Origin of the sequence: Paraburkholderia sp. GV068 (assembly GCF_003058125.1) — a bacterium.
Classification (GTDB): Bacteria; Pseudomonadota; Gammaproteobacteria; order Burkholderiales; family Burkholderiaceae; genus Paraburkholderia; species Paraburkholderia graminis.
In genome coordinates this window covers 529,901-551,661 of record NZ_QBUB01000003.1, presented here as the reverse complement: position 1 = coordinate 551,661, position 21,761 = coordinate 529,901, and the positions used below count along the sequence as shown (strand labels likewise).

Here is a 21,761-nt window from a genome sequence, read left to right as displayed (position 1 = left end):
GATTTTTGCCTGAGGACGACGATGGATTGCGTTTTTTGCCGTGAAGATGGCGGCGATGTGCTGTGGCAGGACGACACCTTGCGCGTCGTCCTCGCCGACGAACACGATTACCCGGGCTTTTGCCGCGTGATCTGGAACGAGCACGTAGCGGAGTTTTCGGATCTCGACGCGGCGGGCCGCGATCGCGTGATGAAGGCGGTGTATGCGGTCGAGCGCGCGATGCGGCGCATTCTTCAGCCCGCGAAGGTGAATCTCGCGAGCCTCGGCAACCAGGTGCCGCATGTGCATTGGCACGTCATTCCGCGTTTCTCGAACGACGCTCATTTCCCGCTGCCCATCTGGGCGCCGCGCCAGCGCACGGTGTCCGAAGCGATGCTGTCGTCGCGCCGCGCGCAGGCCACGCTGCTGCGCGAAGCGGTGCGGCAGGAAATCGAACACGCTCTCGCCTGAGCGCCATTCACTCGCCGCTTCGCGCCGCGCTCATGGGGCGCATCGGGCGCGGCGGCGCTTTCATATCGACATATCGAGGCCATCATGAGCGGACTGACTCCCGATACTCCGGTGCCGACCGGCGTCGTCGTGCATTCGAAGTCGCGCGTGCTCGAATTGCAGTACGCGAGCGGCGAATCGTACCGGCTGCCGTTCGAGCTGCTGCGCGTGTATTCGCCGTCGGCGGAAGTACAGGGCCACGGTCCCGGCCAGGAAACGCTGCAAACCGGCAAGCGCGACGTCACGATCACGATGATCGAAGGCGTCGGCAACTACGCCATTCAGCCGACGTTCTCCGACGGGCACTCCACCGGCATCTATTCGTGGGACCTGCTCTACGATCTGGCACGGCGCCAGGATGAACTGTGGCGCGCGTATCTCGACAAACTGGCTGCGGCCGGCGTCGACCGCGATACGCCGATGGCCCCGCCGGGCGCTGCGCACGGCCACCGTCACTGATACGATTCGCCAGAACTGCCGCACCTGCGGCGCAATATTTTCAGAATACGCGGAAAGGACAAGCGCGATGAGCAAAACCCACTTCGGCTTTCAATCGGTCGACGAACAGGAAAAGGCGCAGAAGGTGGCGGGCGTGTTCCACTCGGTGGCCGCCAACTACGACTTGATGAACGACCTGATGTCGGGCGGGTTGCACCGTGCGTGGAAGATGTTCACGATCGCGCAGGCCCACGTGCGGCCGGGCTACAAGGTGCTCGACATCGCGGGCGGCACGGGCGATCTGTCGAAGGCGTTCGCGAAGCAGGCGGGCGAAACCGGTGAGGTCTGGCACACGGACATCAACGAGTCGATGCTGCGTGTCGGCCGCGACCGTCTGCTCGACAAGGGCGTGATTACGCCGGCGCTGCTCTGCGACGCCGAGAAGATTCCCTTCCCGGACAACTACTTCGATGTGGTCACCGTGGCATTCGGCTTGCGCAACATGACGCATAAGGACATCGCGCTGGCGGAAATGCGCCGCGTGCTGAAGCCGGGCGGGCGTCTGCTCGTGCTGGAATTCTCGAAGGTCTGGGACCCGCTGAAAAAGGCCTACGACGTCTATTCGTTCAAGGTCTTGCCGTGGCTCGGCGAGCGTTTTGCGAAAGACGCGGAGAGCTACCGCTACCTGGCCGAATCGATCCGCATGCACCCGGACCAGGAAACTTTGAAAACAATGATGGAACAAGCGGGCCTCGACAGCGTCAAATATTACAATTTGTCAGCCGGCGTGGTAGCTTTGCATGTGGGGACCAAATACTAGGGTTCCTAACCCGTCGATTTTTAAAGGAATGCACCGAAATGTCCGATTCAATGCTGTTATCTCCCCGTAAGGTCAAGCGGTCGCTGGCGAGAAGAATCGGACTGATCGCAATGGTCGGTCTGATCGTGGCCGGCTCCGTCGCCTCGCTCGACGCTGAAGCGCGCCGCATGGGCGGCGGCCGCAGCATCGGCCGTCAATCGAATACCGTTCAGCAGCAGGCTGCGCCGCAACCTTCGCCGACCAATCCGGCCATGCAGCAGCGGGCGCAACCCGCGCCGGCTCCTACGCCCGCGCCGGCCGCACAGCCTAACCGCTCGCGCTGGCTTGGGCCTATCGCCGGTCTCGCGGCCGGTCTCGGCATCGCCGCGTTGCTGTCGCACTTCGGTCTGGGCGGCGCGTTCGCGGGCGCCATGGCCAACATCATCGTGATCGCATTGCTCGCGATGATCGGCATCTGGCTGATCCGCCGCTTCCTGGGCCGCAAGCGCGATACGTCGCAACCGGCTTACGCGGGGCATTCGCCGTCGCTGAATTCCGGCGCCACGGGCTATACGCAGGAGCCGCAAGAGCCGCGCTACACGGCGCCGCCTACCGGTTCGTATCTTGAGCCGCAAGGCAATCCGCTGACCACGCCGTCGGTGAACGCAACGCCGAGCGTGCCGGCCGGCTTCGATTCCGAAGCGTTCCTGCGCAACGCGAAGGTGTATTTCGTGCGACTGCAAGCCGCATGGGACGTCGGCAATATCGACGACATTCGCGAGTTCACCACGCCGGAAATGTTCGCCGAGGTTCGCGTCGACCTGTCTTCGCGCGGCGCCGGAACGAATCAGACGGATGTCGTGCAGTTGAACGCCGATTTGCTCGGCGTCGAAGAACGCGCGAACGAATACTTCGCGAGCGTGCGCTTCTCCGGGCTGATCCGCGAGGCGCCGGGTGCGGCGGCCGAGCCGTTCGTCGAAGTGTGGAATCTGTCCAAGGCGAACCGTCCGGGCGAAGGCTGGCTGCTCGCCGGCATCCAGCAGGTCGCGCAGCACTGAGACGCGAGAGCGTCCCGGCCGTCCGTCTGGTGGCTCGCTTGCAACGTGCGCGCATGTCGCCCGACGCTGATCCGCGGTTGATCACCGTCGCCCGCGTTTAGCCGTTCAGCCAGGCAGGCCGCGAAGCGAACGGACGTTACAATAGGAACCCGCGCGAGCAGTCGCTCCCGCGGGTTTTTTCTTGCCACCTTCAATGACCCTCGCCGCCAAGCCCTTTGTCGCTGCCGTCAATCATCTGCTCGCCCGCGAATCGTGGGCTCGCGAGCGCCTCGCCCCTTACGCGGGCAAGACCGCGCGACTGTCGTCGCCGCCGGTCGTGCTGGCGCTCGTCGTGCAGCCGGACGGCTATCTGGGCGCGCTCGGCGAAACCGACGCGCAACAGTTCGACGTGACGCTTTCGGTGCCGTCGGATGCGTTGCCGGCGTTCGTCCAGGGTGGCCAGGCCGCGGTCATGAAGCACGTGAAGATCGACGGCGACGCCGAGTTCGCGACCGTCATCGCCAAACTGGCGGAGCATTTGCGCTGGGAGCCGGAAGAAGATCTGGCGAAGCTGATCGGCGACGGCCCCGCGTGGCGGGTCGCGTCGATTGCGCGCACGGTCGGCGAACATGTGCAGCGCACCGGTCGCAATCTGCTCGACACGGCCGCCGAATATCTGCTGGACGAAAATCCGCAACTCGTGCGCCGCACCGCGCTCGACGACTTCAACGTCGAGCTGGCGCAAGCGCGCGACGCGCTCGCGCGAGTCGAAAAACGCATCCAGCGTCTTGAACAGAAGGTCGAAGCCCGCGGCGCCGCCGCGCCGGGCAGCGCCGCCACGTTGCGCGGCACGCGCTAGTCACCGGGCACCACTATGCGTTTTCTGCGTTTCCTCAAGATCTTTTTCACGGTTATCCGCTTCGGTCTCGACGAGATGATGCTCGGCCGCATCAACGACCGGCGCGTGCGCATGCTGCTGCGTATCACCACGCTCGGGCGGAATTTCGACGCGCCGCCTGGCGTCCGCTTGCGGCTCGCGCTTGAAAGCCTCGGGCCGATCTTCGTCAAGTTCGGGCAGGTGCTGTCGACGCGGCGCGATCTGTTGCCCGTCGACATCGCGAACGAACTCGCGAAGCTCCAGGATCAAGTGCCGCCGTTCGATTCGGCGGTGGCCATCGGGCTCGTCGAGAAGTCGCTTGGCGCACCGGTCGATGTCTTGTTCGACGATTTCGAGCGCGTGCCGGTGGCGAGCGCCTCGATCGCGCAGGTGCACTTCGCGACCGTGAAGGCCGGGCAGCACGCGGGCAAGGCTGTCGCCGTGAAAGTGCTGCGCCCGAACATGCTGCCGGTGATTGATTCAGACCTCGCGTTGCTGCGCGACATCGCCGTATGGGCCGAGCGCTTGTGGGCCGACGGCAAGCGCCTGAAGCCGCGCGAGGTAGTCGCCGAGTTCGACAAGTATCTGCACGACGAACTCGATCTAATGCGCGAGGCCGCCAACGGCAGCCAGTTGCGCCGCAATTTTGCCGGGCTCGACTTGCTGCTCGTGCCCGAAATGTATTGGGAATTTTGCACGCCCACCGTGCTCGTGATGGAGCGCATGGTCGGCGTGCCGATCAGCCAGGTCGATACGCTGCGCGCGGCGGGCGTGGATATTCCGAAGCTCGCGCGCGAAGGTGTGGAGATTTTCTTCACGCAGGTGTTCCGCGACGGCTTTTTCCATGCGGACATGCACCCCGGCAACATCCAGGTGAGCCTCGATCCGGCGCACTTCGGCCGCTATATCGCGCTGGATTTCGGCATCATCGGGGCGCTGTCGGACTTCGACAAAAATTACCTCGCGCAGAATTTCCTCGCCTTTTTCAAGCGCGACTACCATCGCGTCGCGACGCTGCATCTGGAGTCGGGCTGGGTGCCGCCGACCACGCGCGTCGAGGAACTGGAAAGCGCGATTCGCGCGGTATGCGAGCCGTATTTCGACCGCGCGCTGAAGGACATTTCGCTCGGTCAGGTGCTGATGCGCCTGTTCTCGACGTCGCGCCGCTTCAACGTCGAAATTCAGCCGCAGCTTGTGCTCCTGCAAAAAACCATGCTCAACGTCGAGGGGCTCGGCCGCTCGCTCGATCCCGAACTCGATTTGTGGAAGACGGCGAAGCCCTATCTCGAACGCTGGATGAACGAGCAGATCGGGCTGCGCGGCTGGTACGAGCGGTTGAAGATCGAGGCGCCGCAGTGGAGCAAGACGCTGCCGCAATTGCCGCGGCTGATCCATCATGTATTGGCCGAGCGGCACGATCATGGGCGCGTCGGCAACGACGACATGATCCGGCAGATCCTGCTCGAGCAGAAACGCACGAACCGGCTGCTGCAAGGCTTGCTGCTGTTCGGCGTGGCAGTCGGTGTCGGCGCGGCGCTTGCGCGAGTGTTCCTCGCGCTGGCGTACGGCGCCTGATCCAAGCGAAGCCTAAGCGGCCCGAATGCGAGGCGAACGATGAGCGATCCGACCCAATCCCCGATGCCCGATTTCGAGAGCCGCGATCCGAATTCGCCGGCGTTCTGGGACGAGCGTTTCGAGCGTCATTTCACGCCGTGGGACCAGGCGGGCGTGCCATCGGCGTTTCAGTCGTTTGCTGGGCGTCATGCCGGCGAGGCGGTGCTGATTCCCGGCTGCGGCAGCGCCTACGAAGCGGCCTGGCTCGCCGCGCATGGCAGTCCGGTGCGCGCCATCGACTTTTCGCACGCAGCGGTCGCGGCGGCGCGCGCGCAGTTGGGCGAACAGCATGCAGAGCTCGTCGAACAGGCGGATTTCTTCAGCTACGAGCCGCCGTTTGCGCCCGCATGGATCTACGAGCGCGCGTTTTTGTGCGCGTTGCCGCCTGCGCGCCGCGACGACTATGCGCGCCGCATGGCCGAACTGTTGCCGCCAGGCGCGCTGCTCGCCGGCTTCTTTTTTATCGGAGCGACGCCGAAAGGGCCGCCGTTCGGCATCGAGCGCGCTGAACTCGAGACGCTGCTCACGCCGCATTTCGAGCTGATCGAAGACGAGGCGGTCAGCGATTCGATCGCGGTGTTTGCGGGACGCGAGCGTTGGCTGACGTGGCGCCGCCGAGGCTGAACGTCGAGCATCGCCCACCGAGGCCGGGGCCGCCGCCGCTGCCGGTTCGAGCGCCGCCGCGCCTACGCATCGCTCGCGCGGCCCTTGATTTTTCATGCAAGCGCCCCCATCTGGCGCGACGGCGGCTGCGCCGGACGCTCATCCCCAAAATGCCGGGGAGCGTTACGGTTTGCGGCTATAATTCAAGGCTTTGCAAGCGTTTACAAGATTTCAGTAGGGAACAGGTCATGCCGATCTACGCTTATCGTTGCGAGTCATGCGGCTTTGGGAAGGACGTCCTTCAGAAGATGAGCGACCCCCAGTTGACGCAATGTCCCGAGTGCGGGAAAGACACTTTTCGCAAACAGGTCACGGCCGCGGGCTTCCAGTTGAAGGGCTCCGGCTGGTACGTGACCGACTTCCGCGGCGGCAACAGCGGCGCGCCCGCGAAGGCCGACGCCAATGGCGCGTCGAACGGCGCTGCTAATGGCGCTGCCAACGGCGCCTCGGGCGAGAACGCCGCGGCTGCCAGCAACGGCGCCGCCAAATCCGACACAGCCGCAGCCAGCAGTTCAGCCGCGGCGCCGGCAGCACCGGCTGCAACGCCGGCGGCCAGCACGCCCGCAAGCGGCTCCAGCAGCGTCTAGTAGCACTGCCGCCCTCGCGGGCGGCGCACACGCCGCGCATTGCTTCGGCGGCGCGGCTTTCTGGCGGTACACATGACGACGAAAAAAACGACGCTCAAATCGGTGTTTCTGACTGGCCTCCTGGTGCTGGTGCCTTTGGCCATCACGCTGTGGGTGCTCGGTCTGATCATCGGCACGATGGATCAGACGCTGTTGCTGCTGCCGCGCGCATGGCAGCCCGAGCGCGTGTTCGGTTTCCGCCTGCCCGGCCTCGGCGCGGTGCTGACACTGGCATTCATCTTTGTCGTCGGGCTGTTGACTCAGAACTTCGTCGGGCAGAAGCTCGTGAAGTGGTGGGAAGTCGTGGTCGCGCACATTCCCGTGGTCGGGCCGATCTACACGAGCGTCAAGCAGGTGTCCGACACGCTGCTGTCGAGCAGCGGCAACGCGTTTCGCAAGGCGCTGCTCATCGAATACCCGCGCCGCGGCTGCTATACGATTGCGTTTCTGACCGGCATTCCGGGCGGCGACGTGATCAATCACCTGAAAGAAGATCACGTCAGCGTTTATGTGCCGACCACGCCGAATCCAACGTCCGGCTTCTTCCTGATGGTGCCCAAGAGCGAAGTGATCGAACTCGACATGACGGTCGACGCCGCGCTCAAGTACATCGTCTCGATGGGCGTCGTGGCGCCGTCCGCGCCTCCGGCGCCGGTGCGCCGCACGACAGTCGAGCCTCCGCTGTAATGCCGGCGCGCAACGTTTCACGCAGTGTCGAACTGCGGCGCGCCGATCAACCAATGCAAAACGAAAGTCAAACATCATGTCGATGAGATCTGAATACTGCGGTCTGGTGACCGAAGAACTACTGGGCCAAACCGTCTCGCTGTGCGGCTGGGTCAGCCGCCGCCGCGACCACGGCGGCGTTATCTTCATCGACCTGCGTGACCGCGAAGGCCTCGTTCAGGTCGTCTGCGACCCGGATCGCGCGGAGATGTTCAAGGCGGCCGAAGACGTGCGCAACGAGTTCTGTCTGCAGATCAAGGGCGTGGTGCGCGCGCGTCCCGAAGGCACGACGAACGCCGCGCTCAAGAGCGGCAAGATCGAAGTGCTGTGCCACGAGCTGATCGTGCTGAACGCGTCGGTCACGCCGCCGTTCCAGCTCGACGACGACAACCTGTCGGAAACCACGCGCCTCACGCATCGCGTGCTCGATCTGCGCCGTCCGCAGATGCAGCACAACCTGCGTCTGCGTTACCGCGTCGCGATCGAAGTGCGCAAGTACCTCGACACGCTCGGCTTCATCGACATCGAAACGCCGATGCTGACCAAGAGCACGCCGGAAGGCGCGCGCGACTACCTGGTGCCGTCGCGTACGAACCCCGGTCAGTTCTTCGCGCTGCCGCAGTCGCCGCAGCTCTTCAAGCAGCTCTTGATGGTGGCGAACTTCGACCGCTACTACCAGATCACCAAGTGCTTCCGCGACGAAGACCTGCGCGCCGACCGTCAACCGGAATTCACGCAGATCGACTGTGAAACCTCGTTCCTGTCGGAACAGGAAATTCGCGATCTGTTCGAGGCGATGATCCGTCACGTGTTCAAGGAAACGATCGGCGTTTCGCTCGACGAGAAGTTCCCGGTCATGGAGTATTCGGAAGCCATGCGCCGCTTCGGTTCGGACAAGCCGGACCTGCGCGTGAAGCTCGAATTCACCGACCTGACCGACGCGGTTAAAGACGTCGAATTCAAGGTGTTCAGCACGCCGGCCAACTCGAAAGACGGCCGCGTCGCGGCGATCCGCGTGCCGAAGGGCGGCGAGCTTTCGCGCGGCGACATCGACAGCTACACGGAATTCGTGCGCATTTACGGCGCGAAGGGCCTCGCGTGGATCAAGGTCAACGAAGTGGCGAAGGGCCGCGACGGTCTGCAAAGCCCGATCGTCAAGAACCTGCATGACGAAGCGGTCAAGGCGATTATCGAGCGCACCGGCGCGCAAGACGGCGACATCATCTTCTTCGCGGCGGATCGCGCGAAGGTGGTGAACGACAGCCTGGGCGCGCTGCGTCTGAAGATCGGCCATTCGGAATTCGGCAAGGCCAATGGCCTCGTCGAGTCCGGCTGGAAGCCGCTGTGGGTGGTCGACTTCCCGATGTTCGAATACGACGAGGAAGACAACCGCTACGTCGCCGCGCATCATCCGTTCACGAGCCCGAAAGACGAGCACCTCGAGTACCTGGAATCGGACCCGGCGCGCTGCCTCGCGAAGGCCTACGACATGGTGCTGAACGGCTGGGAAATCGGCGGCGGCTCGGTGCGTATCCATCGCGAGGAAGTGCAGAGCAAGGTGTTCCGCGCGCTCAAGATCAACGCCGAAGAAGCGCAAGCCAAATTCGGCTTCCTGCTCGACGCGTTGCAGTACGGCGCGCCTCCGCATGGCGGCATCGCGTTCGGTCTGGACCGCATCGTCACGATGATGGCCGGCGCCGATTCGATCCGCGACGTGATCGCGTTCCCGAAGACGCAGCGCGCGCAAGATCTGCTCACGCAGGCGCCGAGCGAAGTGGACGAGCGCCAGTTGCGCGAGTTGCACATCCGTCTGCGCACGCCGGAACCGAAGGCATGACGATTTGATGCCGGGTGCTGTCTGAAAACGACAGCAGAAGCAAAACGAAAAGGCGCGGGAGCAAACTCCGGCGCCTTTTTCGTTTTTTGCGTTACAGTCGATGCAACAGCTTTCGACTGTTCATTGGACCACCCGCCGACATGTATCGCGCAAGCATTGCGCCCAGTTTTCACATCATGCCGAAACCGCCGAAGATCCCGCAGTCCGTACTCGTCGTCATTCATACGCCCTCGCTCGATGTGCTGCTGATCGAGCGCGCCGATATGCCGGGGTTCTGGCAGTCGGTGACGGGTTCGAAAGACCGGCTCGACGAACCGCTCGCCGAAACGGCCATGCGCGAAGTGGCCGAGGAAACCGGCATCGTGATCGGCAGCGCTGCTGTGCCGCAAAGCGCGCTGTTCGACTGGCAATACTCGATCGAATACGAAATCTATCCGCAGTTCCTGCATCGCTATGCCGAAGGCGTGATCCACAACACCGAGCACTGGTTCAGCGTGGAAGTGCCCGAGCGCCTCGAAGTCACGCTCGCGCCGCGCGAGCACACCGCGTTTCTTTGGCTGCCGCATGAAGAGGCGGCGTCGCGCTGCTTTTCGTCGTCGAATGCGGATGCGATCCTGCAGTTGCCGAGCAGGCTGCGCAAGCGTTCGGAGTCTCGCCGATGAGCGTCGGCGGCGCACGCCGTTTCGCCCGTCTGCGGCAATCGCTGCTCGGCCGCCGCTATTGGCAGCGCTACCGCTTCACGAGCGGCAACGACGTCAAGCTGCTGCGCTCCGGCGACGAGTTCTTCAGCGCGCTCGTGCAGCGTGTGGATGCCGCCGAGCGCGACGTGGTTCTCGAAACCTATATCTTTTGCTACGACGAGGCCGGGCAGATGGTCAACGCGGCGCTGCTGCGCGCTGCGGCGCGCGGCGTGCGTGTGCGCGTGATCACCGACGGTGTCGGCACCGCCCGCCTGCCGATGTTCGACGAGTGGACCGGCGCGGGCATCGAGCATCGCATCTACAACCCGCACATTTTCGGGCGCTTCGGTTTCTCGCGCACGCACCGCAAGCTGGCCGTGATCGACGACGCGTTTGCGTATTGCGGCGGCATCAACATCGTCGACGATTATGAAAACAACGGCGAGACGCTGCCGTATCGGCGCTGGGATTTCGCGGTCGAATTGCATGGGCCGGTGGTGAGCGACGTGCGCCAGGCGTTCGAAGTGCAATGGCGGCGGATTCGCGTCGGGCATCGGCCGGTGGAGTCGCTCGAGCCCGATCTCAGTCCGAAGACGTCCGCGTCGCTCGGCAGTCTGCGCCGGCGCCGCCGGCGCCGCAACGAAGAACTGTGGGCGGGCGGCGAACCGTGCGTGGCGTTCGTCGCGCGCGACAACCTGATCAATCGGCGCGCCATCGAAAAGGCGTATCTGACGGCGATCGGCCAGGCGCGCAACGAGGTGCTGCTCGCGAATCCGTACTTCATGCCTGGCCGCAAGCTGCGTCGCGCGCTCGTGTATGCGGCGCGGCGCGGCGTCGTGGTGAAGCTGATTATCGGCCGCAAGGAGTTCAAGGCGCTCGACTACGCGGTGCCTTTTCTCTATCGCGCGTTGCTGCGGGCGGGCGTGCAGATCGCGGAGTACGAGAAGACCATGCTGCACGGCAAGGTCGCGGTGGTCGACTCGAACTGGGCGACCGTGGGTTCGTCCAATCTCGACGCGCTCAGCCTCATGCTGAATAACGAGGCCAACGTCGTGCTGGTGAACGATCCGTCGATCGACGCGCTTCGCGAAGCGATCCTCGTCGCGTTCAAGGACTCGCGGCGCATCGACGAAGCGCACTACGACGCGCGTCCGGCCGGCGAACGGCTGCTTAACTGGCTCGCCTACACGACGTATCGGCTGGCGATGAAGGTGCTGACGGTGGGCGGCTACGATTAGCGGATAAGGCCGACGCTTCAGAAGCACGCTCAACCATTTCCCGATGTCTTTCAGACTTTTCGCGCAGCCCCTTCGCGGACCCCGAAACCATAATCGCCGCTCACCAGCGGTCAAGCGCCCGACGCGAGAAGATGCGAGCCCATGCGAGCCCATGCGTCGGCGTCAAAGACCTCTGCCATCAAGCAGCGTGCGCCGATGGCACCGCACCGCGCACCGTGAGCGGCGCGAAGCCACCGGCCAGTCATCGAGGTCCGTCCGTCCCATGCCAGCGCATTCCGAAGCCGCATCCGATAACAGCAACATATCAAGCCTGCATGACCAGGCTCTGGCAGCGTACCGGGCCGGTCGCCACGACACCGTCCACGCGCTCGCCGCGCAAATCCTGACGCTGGACGGCGAGCACACCGGCGCCATGCATCTCGAGGGCCTGCTCGCGCTTGCCACCGGCCAGCCTGAAGTGGCGCGACACTGGCTCGAGCGGGCGATCCAGCTCGGCCCGGAAGCGAACCTCTACAACACGCTGTACGCGATTCAGCTCAGACTGGGCGATCACGACGGAGCCGTCGACAGTTTGCGCAAGGGGCTCGCACTGCAGCCGGAGTTCACCGCGCTTCACTACAACCTGGCGTTGACGCTGCAACATCTCGACCGTCCGGAAGACGCGGCAGTCAGTTACCGTCGAACGATCGAGATTGAGCCGAGCCACTCCGCCGCGCACAACAACGTCGGCCGCATCTTCGCGGACCTGGGCGCTCTGCAGGAAGCCGAGCATCACTACCGGCGCGCGCTCGAACTCGCGCCGGCCAATCTCGTCGCGCGCAATAACCTGTCGATGCTGCTGCTCGCCACCGGCCGCTATCAGGAAGCGTGGCCCTATTTCGAAGACCGCTGGGTCAGCTTCCGTCACGCCGACGGAAGTCCCGCGCGAGTGCCCATCCAGGCGCCGTTGCCGCGCTGGTGGGGCGAAAGCCCCGCCGTGGTCGGCGCAGCGGAGCCGAAACGTATGCGCAGCGAACGTCTGCTCGTGCTCGACGAGCAAGGCTACGGCGACAGTCTGCAATTCGTGCGCTATCTGCCAATGGCGCTCGAACTGTTCGCGCAGGTCGGCTATGTATGCCCGGCGCCGCTGCGTCGCCTGTACGCAGAATCGCTGTGTTCGCGTTGGCCGGGGCTCGTGCTGCTCGACGAGCCGGCGTCCGATTTTGCGAGCTGGGATCGCTATTGCCCGCTGATGTCGTTGCCGATGGCGTTCGGCACGCAAGTCGCGACCATCCCGGCGGACACGCCGTATCTCCACGCCGATATGACGCGTGCCGCCGCCTGGCGCGCGCGGCTCGACGCGTTGCCGGACGCGCATTTGCCGCGCATCGGCGTGGTATGGGCGGGCGGCCATTCGGGCATCGCCGTGGATCGCCGGCGCAGCCTCAGCGCAGCTCAGCTTGCGCCGCTCTTCGCGCTGGATCAGATCCGCTGGATCAGTCTGCAAAAGACCGACGATCCCGCCAAGCTGGCCGATCCGGCCAGCCAGGCGCGCCTAACGGACTGGACCGCCGACCTCACGGACTTCGCGGATACCGCCGCGCTGATCGCCAACCTCGATCTGGTGATTTCCGTCGATACCTCGGTCGCGCATCTCGCCGCGGCCCTAGGCAAGCCGGTATGGCTGCTGAACCGTTTCGCCGGTTGCTGGCGTTGGCTGCGCGGACGGGACGACAGCCCGTGGTATCCGGGCTTGCGTCTTTTCACGCAAACTCAGCGCGACGACTGGGACGACGTGCTCGCGCGGACATGCGAGGCACTCAAGCAGCGCTACGCAATCGGAGCTTAAACGTGTTCTAGATTCGCTTGCGCTGCTGCATCATGTCAGCCGGCTGCGCAGTTCGAGGAAGCGGATGGGTCAATGCAAAACTGCCTGACGACAAACCCCTCTAAAAAATCCGATTCCTCTGATTGCTACATGCCCCAAAATTGAAGCCAGGTTAGAAACCGGTTTCTAATAAAGTCCTTGTTTCGCGGACGGCGCCACTCAATAATAGTACGGCCGTTCGATTTTCTTTCGGTCACATTAGAACGGTAAAAGCTATGCGAAAAGGCGAACAAACGCGAGCCGCAATTCTCGATGCAGCACTTGATCTTGCAAGCCGCGACGGACTCGAAGGTCTGACGATTGGCCTCCTGGCCGAGCGCATGCAGATGAGCAAAAGCGGTGTGTTCGCGCATTTCGGGTCGCGCGAGGACTTGCAGGTGGAAGTCGTGCGCGAATATCACCGTCGTTTCGAAGACGAGGTGTTTTTCCCGAGCCTGCGCGAGCCTCGCGGATTGCCGCGTTTGCGCGCGATGATCTCGCGCTGGATCGAGAAGCGCATTCAGGAAGTGACCACCGGGTGCATCTACATCAGCGGCGCCGTTGAATACGACGACCGCGCGGACAGCCAGGTGCGCGAACAACTGGTGTCGAGCGTGACGATGTGGCGCGCGGCGCTCACTCGCGCGATTTCGCAGGCAATGGAAGAAGGGCATCTGCGCGCGGACACCGATCCGCAATTGATGCTGTTCGAACTGTACAGCTTCACGCTGGGTCTGCATCACGACGCGCGTTTTCTGCATCTGCCGGATGCAGTGCGTCTGACGTGGGCCGCGTTGGAAAAACTGATTGTTTCGTATCAAAGCGAAAGCCGTTAGCAGAGAGCCGATCCGCGTCGCGCGTGCAGCTAACGGCCTGGCTTCATGTTTAAACTTTGGAGAGACTCATGGGACAGTACGCCGCGCCGCTGCGCGACATGCAATTCGTGTTGCACGAGCTGCTTAACGTCGAAGCCGAGATCAAGCAGATGCCGAAGCACGCGGATCTCGACGCCGGGACGATCAACGCCGTGCTCGAAGAGGCCGGCAAGTTCTGCTCCGAAGTGCTGTTTCCGCTGAATCACAGCGGCGACCAGGAAGGCTGCACGTACGTCGGCGACGGCGTCGTGACCACGCCGAAGGGTTTCAAGGAAGCCTATCAACAGTACGTTGAAGCCGGCTGGCCCGCGCTCGGTTGCGATCCCGAGTACGGCGGCCAGGGGCTGCCCGCGTTCGTCAACAACGCGCTCTACGAAATGCTGAATTCGGCGAACCAGGCGTGGACGATGTACCCCGGCCTCTCGCACGGCGCGTACGAATGCCTGCACGCGCACGGCACGCCGGAGCTGCAAAAGGTGTATCTGCCGAAGCTGGTGTCGGGCGTATGGACCGGCACCATGTGTCTGACCGAGCCGCATTGCGGCACCGATCTCGGCATTCTGCGCACCAAGGCCGAGCCGAATAGCGACGGCTCGTATGCGATCAGCGGCACGAAGATTTTCATCTCCAGCGGCGAGCATGATCTTGCGGAGAACATCGTTCACCTCGTGCTCGCGCGTCTGCCGGACGCGCCCAAGGGCACCAAGGGCATTTCGCTTTTCATCGTGCCGAAGTTCGTGCCGAACGAAGCAGGCGAGCCTGGTGAGCGCAACGGCGTGAAGTGCGGTTCCATCGAACACAAGATGGGCATTCACGGCAACGCGACCTGCGTGATCAATCTCGACAACGCGAAGGGCTGGCTCGTCGGCGAGCCGAACAAAGGCTTGAACGCGATGTTTGTGATGATGAACGCTGCGCGTCTGGGCGTCGGCATGCAGAGTTTGGGCTTGACCGAAGTCGCGTACCAGAACTCGCTGACGTATGCGAAAGAACGTCTGCAGATGCGCTCGCTGACCGGTCCGAAGGCCCCGGACAAAGCCGCTGATCCGATCATCGTGCATCCCGACGTGCGCCGCATGCTGCTCACGCAAAAGGCCTATGCGGAAGGCGCGCGCGCATTCTCGTACTGGTCCGCGCTGCATATCGACAAGGAACTGTCGCACGCCGACGAATCCGTGCGCAAGGAAGCCGCCGATCTCGTCGCGCTGCTCACGCCGATCCTGAAAGCGTTCCTGTCGGACAACGCGTTCGAAGGCACGAATCACGCGATGCAGATTTACGGCGGCCACGGCTTTATCGCCGAGTGGGGCATGGAGCAGTACGTGCGCGACGCGCGCATCAACATGATCTACGAAGGCACGAACGCGATTCAGGCGCTCGACCTGCTCGGCCGCAAGATTCTCGGCGACATGGGCGCGAAGATGAAGAAGTTCGGCAAGCTCGTGACCGAGTTTGTCGAAGCCGAAGGCATCAAGCCGGAGATGCAGGAGTTCATCAACCCGCTCGCCGACATCGGCGAAAAGGTGCAGAAGCTGACGATGGAAATCGGCATGAAGGCCATGCAGAACCCGGACGAAGTGGGTGCCGCGGCCGTGCCGTATCTGCGCACTGTAGGCCATCTCGTGTTCTCGTACTTCTGGGCACGCATGGCGCGCGTCGCGCTGGATAACGAAGCATCGGGCGATCCGTTCTACAAGGCCAAGCTCGCCACCGCGCGCTTTTACTTCGCGAAGCTGCTGCCCGAAACGGCCATGACGATTCGCCAGGCGCGCGCCGGTTCCAAGCCGCTGATGGACTACGAAGAAGCGCTGTTCTAAATCAACTCACGGAAAGTCGCCGCGCGGGTTCCAACGACGCGGCGATTTTGCCGGCCACATTCATCGCGAAGTAGTCGACAAACTCGCGACACATTCGCGACACCGCATAACTCCCCGGAGGAACAACGTGAGCAATCTGATCATTCGCAAGGTAGCCGTGCTCGGCGCCGGCGTGATGGGCGCGCAGATCGCCGCGCACCTGATCAACGCCAAGGTGCCGGTGCTGCTGTTCGACCTGCCCGCAAAGGAAGGTCCGAAGAACGCCATCGCGTTGAAGGCGATCGAGAATCTGAAGAAGCTGTCGCCCGCGCCGTTCGGCGTGAAGGACGACGCGCAGTACATTCAGCCCGCGAATTACGACGACGACATCGAGAAGCTCGCCGAATGCGACCTCGTGATCGAAGCGATCGCCGAGCGCATGGACTGGAAGCACGACCTGTACAAGAAGGTGTCGCCGCACATCGCGCCGAACGCGATCTTCGCGACCAATACATCGGGCCTGTCCATCACCGAGTTGTCGCAAGGTTTCGCGGACGAACTCAAGGCGCGCTTTTGCGGCGTGCATTTCTTCAATCCGCCGCGCTACATGCATCTGGTCGAACTGATTCCGACCGCGACCACGCGCCCGGAAATTCTCGATCAACTCGAAACGTTCCTGACGAGCGTGGTCGGCAAGGGCGTCGTGCGCGCGAAAGACACGCCGAACTTCATCGCGAATCGCGTCGGCATTTTCTCGATTCTCGCCGTGATTACCGAGGCCGCAAAATTCGGCCTGCGTTTCGACGAAGTGGACGACCTGACCGGCTCGCGTCTCGGCCGTGCGAAGTCGGCCACGTTCCGTACTGCTGATGTCGTCGGTCTCGACACGATGGCGCACGTCATCAAGACGATGCAGGACAATCTGAAGGACGACCCGTTCTTCCCGGTCTACGAAACGCCGGCCGTGCTCGCCGAACTCGTGAAGAAGGGCGCGCTCGGTCAGAAGACGGGCGTCGGCTTCTATAAAAAAGAAGGCAAGGCGATCAAGGTGCTCGACCCGAAAACGGGCGAGTACGTGGATGGCGGCGCGAAGGCCGACGAACTGGTCGGCCGCATTCTGAAGCGTCCGCCGGCCGAGCGGCTGAAACTGCTGCGCGAATCGGAGCACCCGCAGGCGCAGTTCCTGTGGTCCATTTTCCGCGACGTGTTCCACTACATCGGCGTGCATCTGGAATCCATCGCCGATAACGCGCGCGACGTCGACCTCGCCATCCGCTGGGGTTTCGGCTGGAACGAAGGTCCGTTCGAAGGCTGGCAGACGGCCGGCTGGAAGCAGGTCGCCGAATGGGTGCAGGAAGACATCGCGGCGGGCAAGGCGCTTTCGACTGTGCCATTGCCTTCGTGGGTGCTCGACGGTCCCGTCGCCGAAAAGGGCGGCGTGCATACGAACGAAGGTTCGTGGTCGCCGGCTTCGAAGACGTTCGTGCCGCGCTCGTCGCTTGGCGTGTATGAGCGCCAGGTGTTCCGCGCACCACTCGTCGGCGAAACGGCTGCGGACCCGAAGACTTACGGCAAGACGCTATTCGAAACGGACGCGGTGCGCGCATGGGTCGACGACCGCGCCGGCGAGAACGATGTTCTGATCGTGTCGTTCAAGAGCAAGATGAACACGATCGGACCGTCGGTGATCGACGGTTTGACGCAGGCCATCGAACTGGCCGAGAAGGACTACAAGGGTCTCGTGATCTGGCAGCCGACGTCGCTGAAACTCGGCGCGCCGGGCGGCCCGTTCTCGGCGGGCGCGAACCTCGAAGAAGCGATGCCCGCGTTCATGATGGGCGGCGCGAAAGGCATCGAGCCGTTCGTGAAGAAGTTCCAGCAAGGCATGCTGCGCGTGAAGTACGCGAGCGTGCCGGTTGTGGCCGCAGTGTCGGGCATTGCGCTCGGCGGCGGCTGCGAGTTGCTGCTGCATAGCGCGAAGCGCGTTGCGCACATCGAAAGCTATATCGGTCTCGTGGAAGTCGGCGTGGGTCTCGTGCCTGCTGGCGGCGGCCTGAAGGAAGCGGCGTTGCGCGCGGCCGAGGCCGCGACGCAAGTCGGCGCGACCAACGATCTGCTGAAGTTCGTGCAGAAGTCGTTCGAAAACGCGGCGATGGCGAAGGTGTCGGCGTCCGCGCTCGACGCCCGCGCGATGGGTTATCTGAAGCCGTCGGACACGATTGTGTTCAACGTGTTCGAGTTGCTCGACGTCGCGAAGAAGGAAGCGCGCGCACTCGCCGGCGCGGGCTATCGTCCGCCGCTGCGCGTCACGCAAGTGCCGGTTGCCGGACGCTCGGCGATCTCGACCATCAAGGCATCGCTCGTGAACATGCGCGACGGCCGCTTCATCAGCGAGCACGATTTCCTGATCGCGAGCCGCATCGCCGAAGCCGTGTGCGGCGGCGACGTGGAAGGCGGCAGTCTCGTCGACGAAGAATGGTTGCTGCAACTCGAGCGCCGCGCGTTCGTCGATCTGCTCGGCACGCAGAAGACGCAGGAGCGGATCATGGGCATGCTGCAAACCGGCAAGCCGGTGCGGAACTAATAGCGACGCGCGCAAATTTCGGAGAAACAAATGAGCAAGCAATTGCAAGACGCATATATCGTCGCCGCGAGCCGCACGCCGATCGGCAAGGCGCCGCGCGGCGTGTTCAAGAACACGCGCCCCGACGAACTGCTGGTGCATGCAATCCGATCCGCCGTGGCGCAAGTGCCCGGCCTCGACACGAAGGTGATCGAAGACGCGATTGTCGGCTGCGCGATTCCCGAGGCCGAGCAAGGCCTGAACGTGGCCCGCATGGGCGCGCTGCTCGCGGGCCTGCCGCAGTCGGTCGGCGGCGTGACGGTGAACCGCTTCTGCGCGTCGGGCCTGACCGCGTTGGCGATGGCCGCGGACCGCATCCGTGTCGGCGAATCGGACGCGCTGATCGCGGGCGGCTGCGAGTCGATGAGCATGGTGCCGATGATGGGCAACAAGCCGTCGCTGTCGCCGCATATCTTCGATCGCAATGAAGATGTTGGCATTGCGTACGGCATGGGCCTGACCGCCGAGAAGGTCGCCGAGCGCTGGAAGATCAGCCGCGAAGCGCAAGACGCATTCTCGGTCGAATCGCATCGCCGCGCGATCGCCGCGCAGCAGTCCGGCGAGTTCAACGACGAGATCGCCGCGTACACGGTCACTGAGCGCTTCCCCGATCTCGCCACGGGCGAAGTGCGCGTTAAAACGCGCGAAGTCTCGCTCGACGAAGGCCCGCGCGCCGACACGTCGCTCGAAGGTCTCGCGAAACTGCGCACGGTGTTCGCGAACAAGGGCTCGGTGACGGCCGGCAACAGCTCGCAGACCTCGGACGGCGCGGGCGCACTGATCGTCGTGTCGGAGAAAATCCTCAAGCAGTTCAACCTGACGCCGCTCGCGCGCTTCGTCAGCTTCGCGGTGCGCGGCGTGCCGCCGGAAATCATGGGCATCGGGCCGAAGGAAGCGATTCCGGCAGCGCTGAGGGCCGCGGGTCTGACGCAGGACGACCTCGACTGGATCGAGTTGAACGAAGCGTTCGCCGCGCAATCGCTCGCGGTGATTCAGGACCTGGGCCTCGATCCGTCGAAGATCAACCCGCTCGGCGGCGCGATCGCGCTTGGCCATCCGCTGGGCGCGACGGGCGCGATTCGTGCGTCGACGGTCGTGCACGGCTTGCGCCGCCGCAACTACAAGTACGGCATGGTGACGATGTGCGTCGGCACGGGGATGGGCGCGGCGGGCATCATCGAGCGGCTGTGATACGGCTCGCTTCGCTGCACGCGGCATGCCGTTAAGGCATTCGCAACGGTTCGCAGGCCTCGCGCTTGCGAACCGTTTTTGCTTTTACTACAGCAGATTCTGTAGCACATGAAGGAGACGAACATGACGACGGACATTCTGGTCGAGCGCGCCAACGGTGTGCTGACGATTGCCTTCAACCGGCCGGACAAGAAGAACGCGATCACGGCCGCGATGTATCAGACGATGGCCGACACTTTGGTCGACGCGCAAGCCGATGCGTCCGTGCGCGCCATTCTGTTTCGCGGCAGCGCGGGCATTTTCAGCGCGGGCAACGATCTCGAAGACTTCATGAAGGCGCCGCCGATGGGCGAAAACGCGCCCGTCTTCCAGTTCCTGCGCGCGATCAGTTCGGCGGAAAAGCCGGTGGTGGCGTCGGTCGCGGGGCCGGCGGTGGGCATCGGCACGACGCTGCTGCTGCATTGCGATCTGGTCTATGCCGCCGATTCGGCGAGCTTCTCGTTGCCGTTCGCGCAACTCGGGCTGTGTCCCGAAGCGGCGTCGAGTTTGCTGCTGCAACGCGTCGCGGGCTATCAGGCCGCGGCGGAAAAGCTGCTGCTCGGCGAGGCGTTCGATGCCGCCGAAGCGCACCGCATGGGCTTCGTGAATCGCGTGTTGCCCGCTGCGGAAGTCGACGCGTTCGCGGCATCGCAAGCCGCGAAGCTCGCCGCGTTGCCGGCGTCGTCATTGCGCGTGACCAAGAGCCTGATGAAGCGCGCAAGCCACCAGGAACTGCAAACGCAGATGTCGGAGGAAGCGCTGCACTTCGGCAAGATGCTGATCGCGCCCGAAGCGCGTGAGGCGTTCAAGGCGTTCTTCGAGAAGCGCAAGCCGGACTTCCGGCAATTCGACTGAACGAGCGGGGCGGCTGCAAAGCGCCCACTTGGCCCTGTTCACACGAGCCGCTCAGGGCTGGGCGGTGTCGTAATCGACGTAGCTGGTTTCGCGGCAGAAGCTGACGAGCCGCACGCCGGCCTTGCGGGCAATCGCAATCGCCAGCGACGACGGCGCGGAGATCGTCGCGAGCATCGGCACGTCGACGCGCGCGGCTTTGCGCACGAGTTCATAGCTCGCGCGGCTCGACAGAAACACGAAGCCCTCTTTGGTATCCGCGCGATCGAGCACGAGCTGGCCGATCAGTTTGTCGAGCGCGTTGTGGCGGCCGACGTCTTCGAACGCGTAGCGGATCGCGCCCGCGGCGTCGCACCACGCGGCCGCATGCAAACCGCCGGTGAGGCGCGTCAACGCCTGATGCACGGGCAAATCGCGGGCCGCGCGCGCGATCGCGTCGGGCGCGAGCCGCTGCAAAAAGCCGGTGTCGGGCACGCGTTCCGGCTTCAGATCGAGCAGATCGATGCTTTCGATGCCGCACACGCCGCAGCCGGTGCGGCCGGCCAACGCGCGGCGCTTTTCCTTCAGTGCGACGAACGCCTGCTGCACGACCTGCAATTGCACCTCGGCGTGCGGCAATTCGCCGTCGTCGTGCAGTTCGACCTCGATGTCCTGAATGTCGCTGCCGCGCTCGACAATCCCTTCCGAAATCGCAAAGCCGACGGCGAATGCTTCGAGATCGCGCGGCGTGCACATCATCACCGCATGCGAGATGCCGTTGAAGACGAGCGCGACCGGCCACTCCTGGCCGACGTGGTCAGTGACCGTTTCCACCGCCGCGCCGCGATGGCGGTGCACCTGACGCTCCACCGCGCCGGGCTGGCCTGTTTGCAGTTCGTTCACGCTGATTCACTCCGTTGATGCCGTGCGTGCGCCCGGCCATGCCGCGCCGCCGACGCACGAATAAGGTTCTAAAATACCTCAAGCTGGCCTTGTGCGTTGCCCGTCATCCAAGAGGAAACTGTCATGGGACTCAACGAAGCACCGCTGCTGTTCAACTTCGAGGTGGAGTCGTCGGAGAATTTCACCTATATCCCGATGTCGGTTCGCTTCAATCTCGATCGTTTCGGGCTGCGCATTTCGCTCGCGCAATGGCAAATGCTGCCGCTGGAGGACCGCAAGCTGCTCGCGCGTTTTCCCGTCGAAGACGATGCGGAGATCGAGCCCAACTTCGATCACGCGCTGTTCGAGATGCTGCGCACTCACGCGAACGTCGAACCGGAGTGGTTCACGCCGGACGAAGCGCCCGCGTGGCGCGACACGGCGAGCGTGCCTGAAAGCGTCGAGCGTCAGGCGAAGCTGGCGGGCCTCGCGGGCCCGAGCGCCGCGCGCTGGGCGGAGCTCGAGCCGTTCAAGCGCTACGTGCTGGCGAAGTTGTCGCGCAAGCAGGAGATCAACCACGACTTCATCCCGGCGATGAAGGAGTTTGGCGCGGCCGGCTAGGTGCGGCCGGCTAGGCGCACCCCACCAACTTTT

General features: G+C 63.8%; 20 protein-coding genes. 19 read left to right on the top strand and 1 reads right to left on the bottom strand.

Features of this window, described 5'->3' with window-relative positions:
- Positions 1 to 21: 21 nt before the first annotated feature.
- From C8K18_RS10005 to C8K18_RS09920, 18 genes are all read left to right on the top strand, one after another.
- On the top strand, positions 22 to 450 hold the full coding sequence (locus C8K18_RS10005; RefSeq protein ID WP_006047974.1) for an HIT family protein: 429 nt from the start codon (positions 22 to 24) through the stop codon (positions 448 to 450).
- 84 nt (positions 451 to 534) lie between these two features.
- On the top strand, positions 535 to 948 hold the full coding sequence (locus C8K18_RS10000) for a gamma-butyrobetaine hydroxylase-like domain-containing protein (protein WP_006047973.1): 414 nt from the start codon (positions 535 to 537) through the stop codon (positions 946 to 948).
- A 67-nt stretch (positions 949 to 1,015) separates the two neighbouring features.
- Positions 1,016 to 1,747: a bifunctional demethylmenaquinone methyltransferase/2-methoxy-6-polyprenyl-1,4-benzoquinol methylase UbiE gene (ubiE, locus tag C8K18_RS09995; RefSeq protein ID WP_006047972.1), complete on the top strand. Its 732-nt coding sequence runs from the start codon at positions 1,016 to 1,018 to the stop codon at positions 1,745 to 1,747.
- A gap of 38 nt (positions 1,748 to 1,785) precedes the next feature.
- A complete protein-coding gene (locus C8K18_RS09990) occupies positions 1,786 to 2,784 on the top strand; it encodes a Tim44 domain-containing protein (RefSeq protein ID WP_006047971.1) in 999 nt (332 codons plus the stop codon).
- A 193-nt stretch (positions 2,785 to 2,977) separates the two neighbouring features.
- A complete protein-coding gene (locus tag C8K18_RS09985) occupies positions 2,978 to 3,622 on the top strand; it encodes an SCP2 domain-containing protein (RefSeq protein ID WP_029970486.1) in 645 nt (214 codons plus the stop codon).
- Between the two features lie 15 nt (positions 3,623 to 3,637).
- The gene (gene ubiB / locus C8K18_RS09980; protein ID WP_029970485.1) at positions 3,638 to 5,215 is read left to right on the top strand and encodes a ubiquinone biosynthesis regulatory protein kinase UbiB; all 1,578 of its coding nucleotides are present in this window, start codon (positions 3,638 to 3,640) and stop codon (positions 5,213 to 5,215) included.
- Between the two features lie 39 nt (positions 5,216 to 5,254).
- Complete coding sequence (locus C8K18_RS09975) at positions 5,255 to 5,878, top strand: methyltransferase domain-containing protein (protein WP_107707349.1); 624 nt, start codon at positions 5,255 to 5,257, stop codon at positions 5,876 to 5,878.
- Positions 5,879 to 6,105: 227 nt separating this feature from the next.
- The gene (locus C8K18_RS09970; protein WP_053857505.1) at positions 6,106 to 6,504 is read left to right on the top strand and encodes an FmdB family zinc ribbon protein; all 399 of its coding nucleotides are present in this window, start codon (positions 6,106 to 6,108) and stop codon (positions 6,502 to 6,504) included.
- 72 nt (positions 6,505 to 6,576) lie between these two features.
- Complete coding sequence (locus C8K18_RS09965; protein ID WP_006047966.1) at positions 6,577 to 7,230, top strand: DUF502 domain-containing protein; 654 nt, start codon at positions 6,577 to 6,579, stop codon at positions 7,228 to 7,230.
- Between the two features lie 76 nt (positions 7,231 to 7,306).
- The gene (gene aspS / locus C8K18_RS09960; RefSeq protein WP_006047965.1) at positions 7,307 to 9,106 is read left to right on the top strand and encodes an aspartate--tRNA ligase; all 1,800 of its coding nucleotides are present in this window, start codon (positions 7,307 to 7,309) and stop codon (positions 9,104 to 9,106) included.
- A 176-nt stretch (positions 9,107 to 9,282) separates the two neighbouring features.
- Complete coding sequence (gene nudB, locus C8K18_RS09955; protein ID WP_029970480.1) at positions 9,283 to 9,768, top strand: dihydroneopterin triphosphate diphosphatase; 486 nt, start codon at positions 9,283 to 9,285, stop codon at positions 9,766 to 9,768.
- Entirely contained in the window at positions 9,765 to 11,024 is a 1,260-nt protein-coding gene (gene clsB / locus C8K18_RS09950; protein WP_029970479.1) for a cardiolipin synthase ClsB, read from the top strand. Before nudB ends, clsB begins: the two co-directional genes overlap by 4 nt.
- 262 nt (positions 11,025 to 11,286) lie before the next feature.
- The gene (locus C8K18_RS09945; RefSeq protein WP_107707348.1) at positions 11,287 to 12,852 is read left to right on the top strand and encodes a tetratricopeptide repeat protein; all 1,566 of its coding nucleotides are present in this window, start codon (positions 11,287 to 11,289) and stop codon (positions 12,850 to 12,852) included.
- A gap of 254 nt (positions 12,853 to 13,106) precedes the next feature.
- Entirely contained in the window at positions 13,107 to 13,706 is a 600-nt protein-coding gene (locus tag C8K18_RS09940; RefSeq protein WP_006047961.1) for a TetR/AcrR family transcriptional regulator, read from the top strand.
- 68 nt (positions 13,707 to 13,774) lie between these two features.
- On the top strand, positions 13,775 to 15,562 hold the full coding sequence (locus C8K18_RS09935; RefSeq protein WP_107707347.1) for an acyl-CoA dehydrogenase C-terminal domain-containing protein: 1,788 nt from the start codon (positions 13,775 to 13,777) through the stop codon (positions 15,560 to 15,562).
- Between the two features lie 127 nt (positions 15,563 to 15,689).
- The gene (locus C8K18_RS09930; protein WP_107707346.1) at positions 15,690 to 18,125 is read left to right on the top strand and encodes a 3-hydroxyacyl-CoA dehydrogenase/enoyl-CoA hydratase family protein; all 2,436 of its coding nucleotides are present in this window, start codon (positions 15,690 to 15,692) and stop codon (positions 18,123 to 18,125) included.
- Positions 18,126 to 18,155: 30 nt separating this feature from the next.
- Entirely contained in the window at positions 18,156 to 19,355 is a 1,200-nt protein-coding gene (locus C8K18_RS09925; protein ID WP_107707345.1) for an acetyl-CoA C-acyltransferase, read from the top strand.
- Between the two features lie 123 nt (positions 19,356 to 19,478).
- A complete protein-coding gene (locus tag C8K18_RS09920) occupies positions 19,479 to 20,249 on the top strand; it encodes an enoyl-CoA hydratase (RefSeq protein ID WP_107707344.1) in 771 nt (256 codons plus the stop codon).
- Between the two features lie 51 nt (positions 20,250 to 20,300).
- Here C8K18_RS09920 and fdhD read toward each other — a convergent pair whose 3' ends face one another.
- Positions 20,301 to 21,128: a formate dehydrogenase accessory sulfurtransferase FdhD gene (fdhD, locus tag C8K18_RS09915; RefSeq protein ID WP_107707343.1), complete on the bottom strand. Its 828-nt coding sequence runs from the start codon at positions 21,126 to 21,128 to the stop codon at positions 20,301 to 20,303.
- Between the two features lie 123 nt (positions 21,129 to 21,251).
- Between fdhD and C8K18_RS09910 the strand changes: the two genes are divergently transcribed.
- Entirely contained in the window at positions 21,252 to 21,728 is a 477-nt protein-coding gene (locus C8K18_RS09910; protein WP_029970472.1) for a nitrate reductase associated protein, read from the top strand.
- Positions 21,729 to 21,761 lie beyond the last annotated feature (33 nt).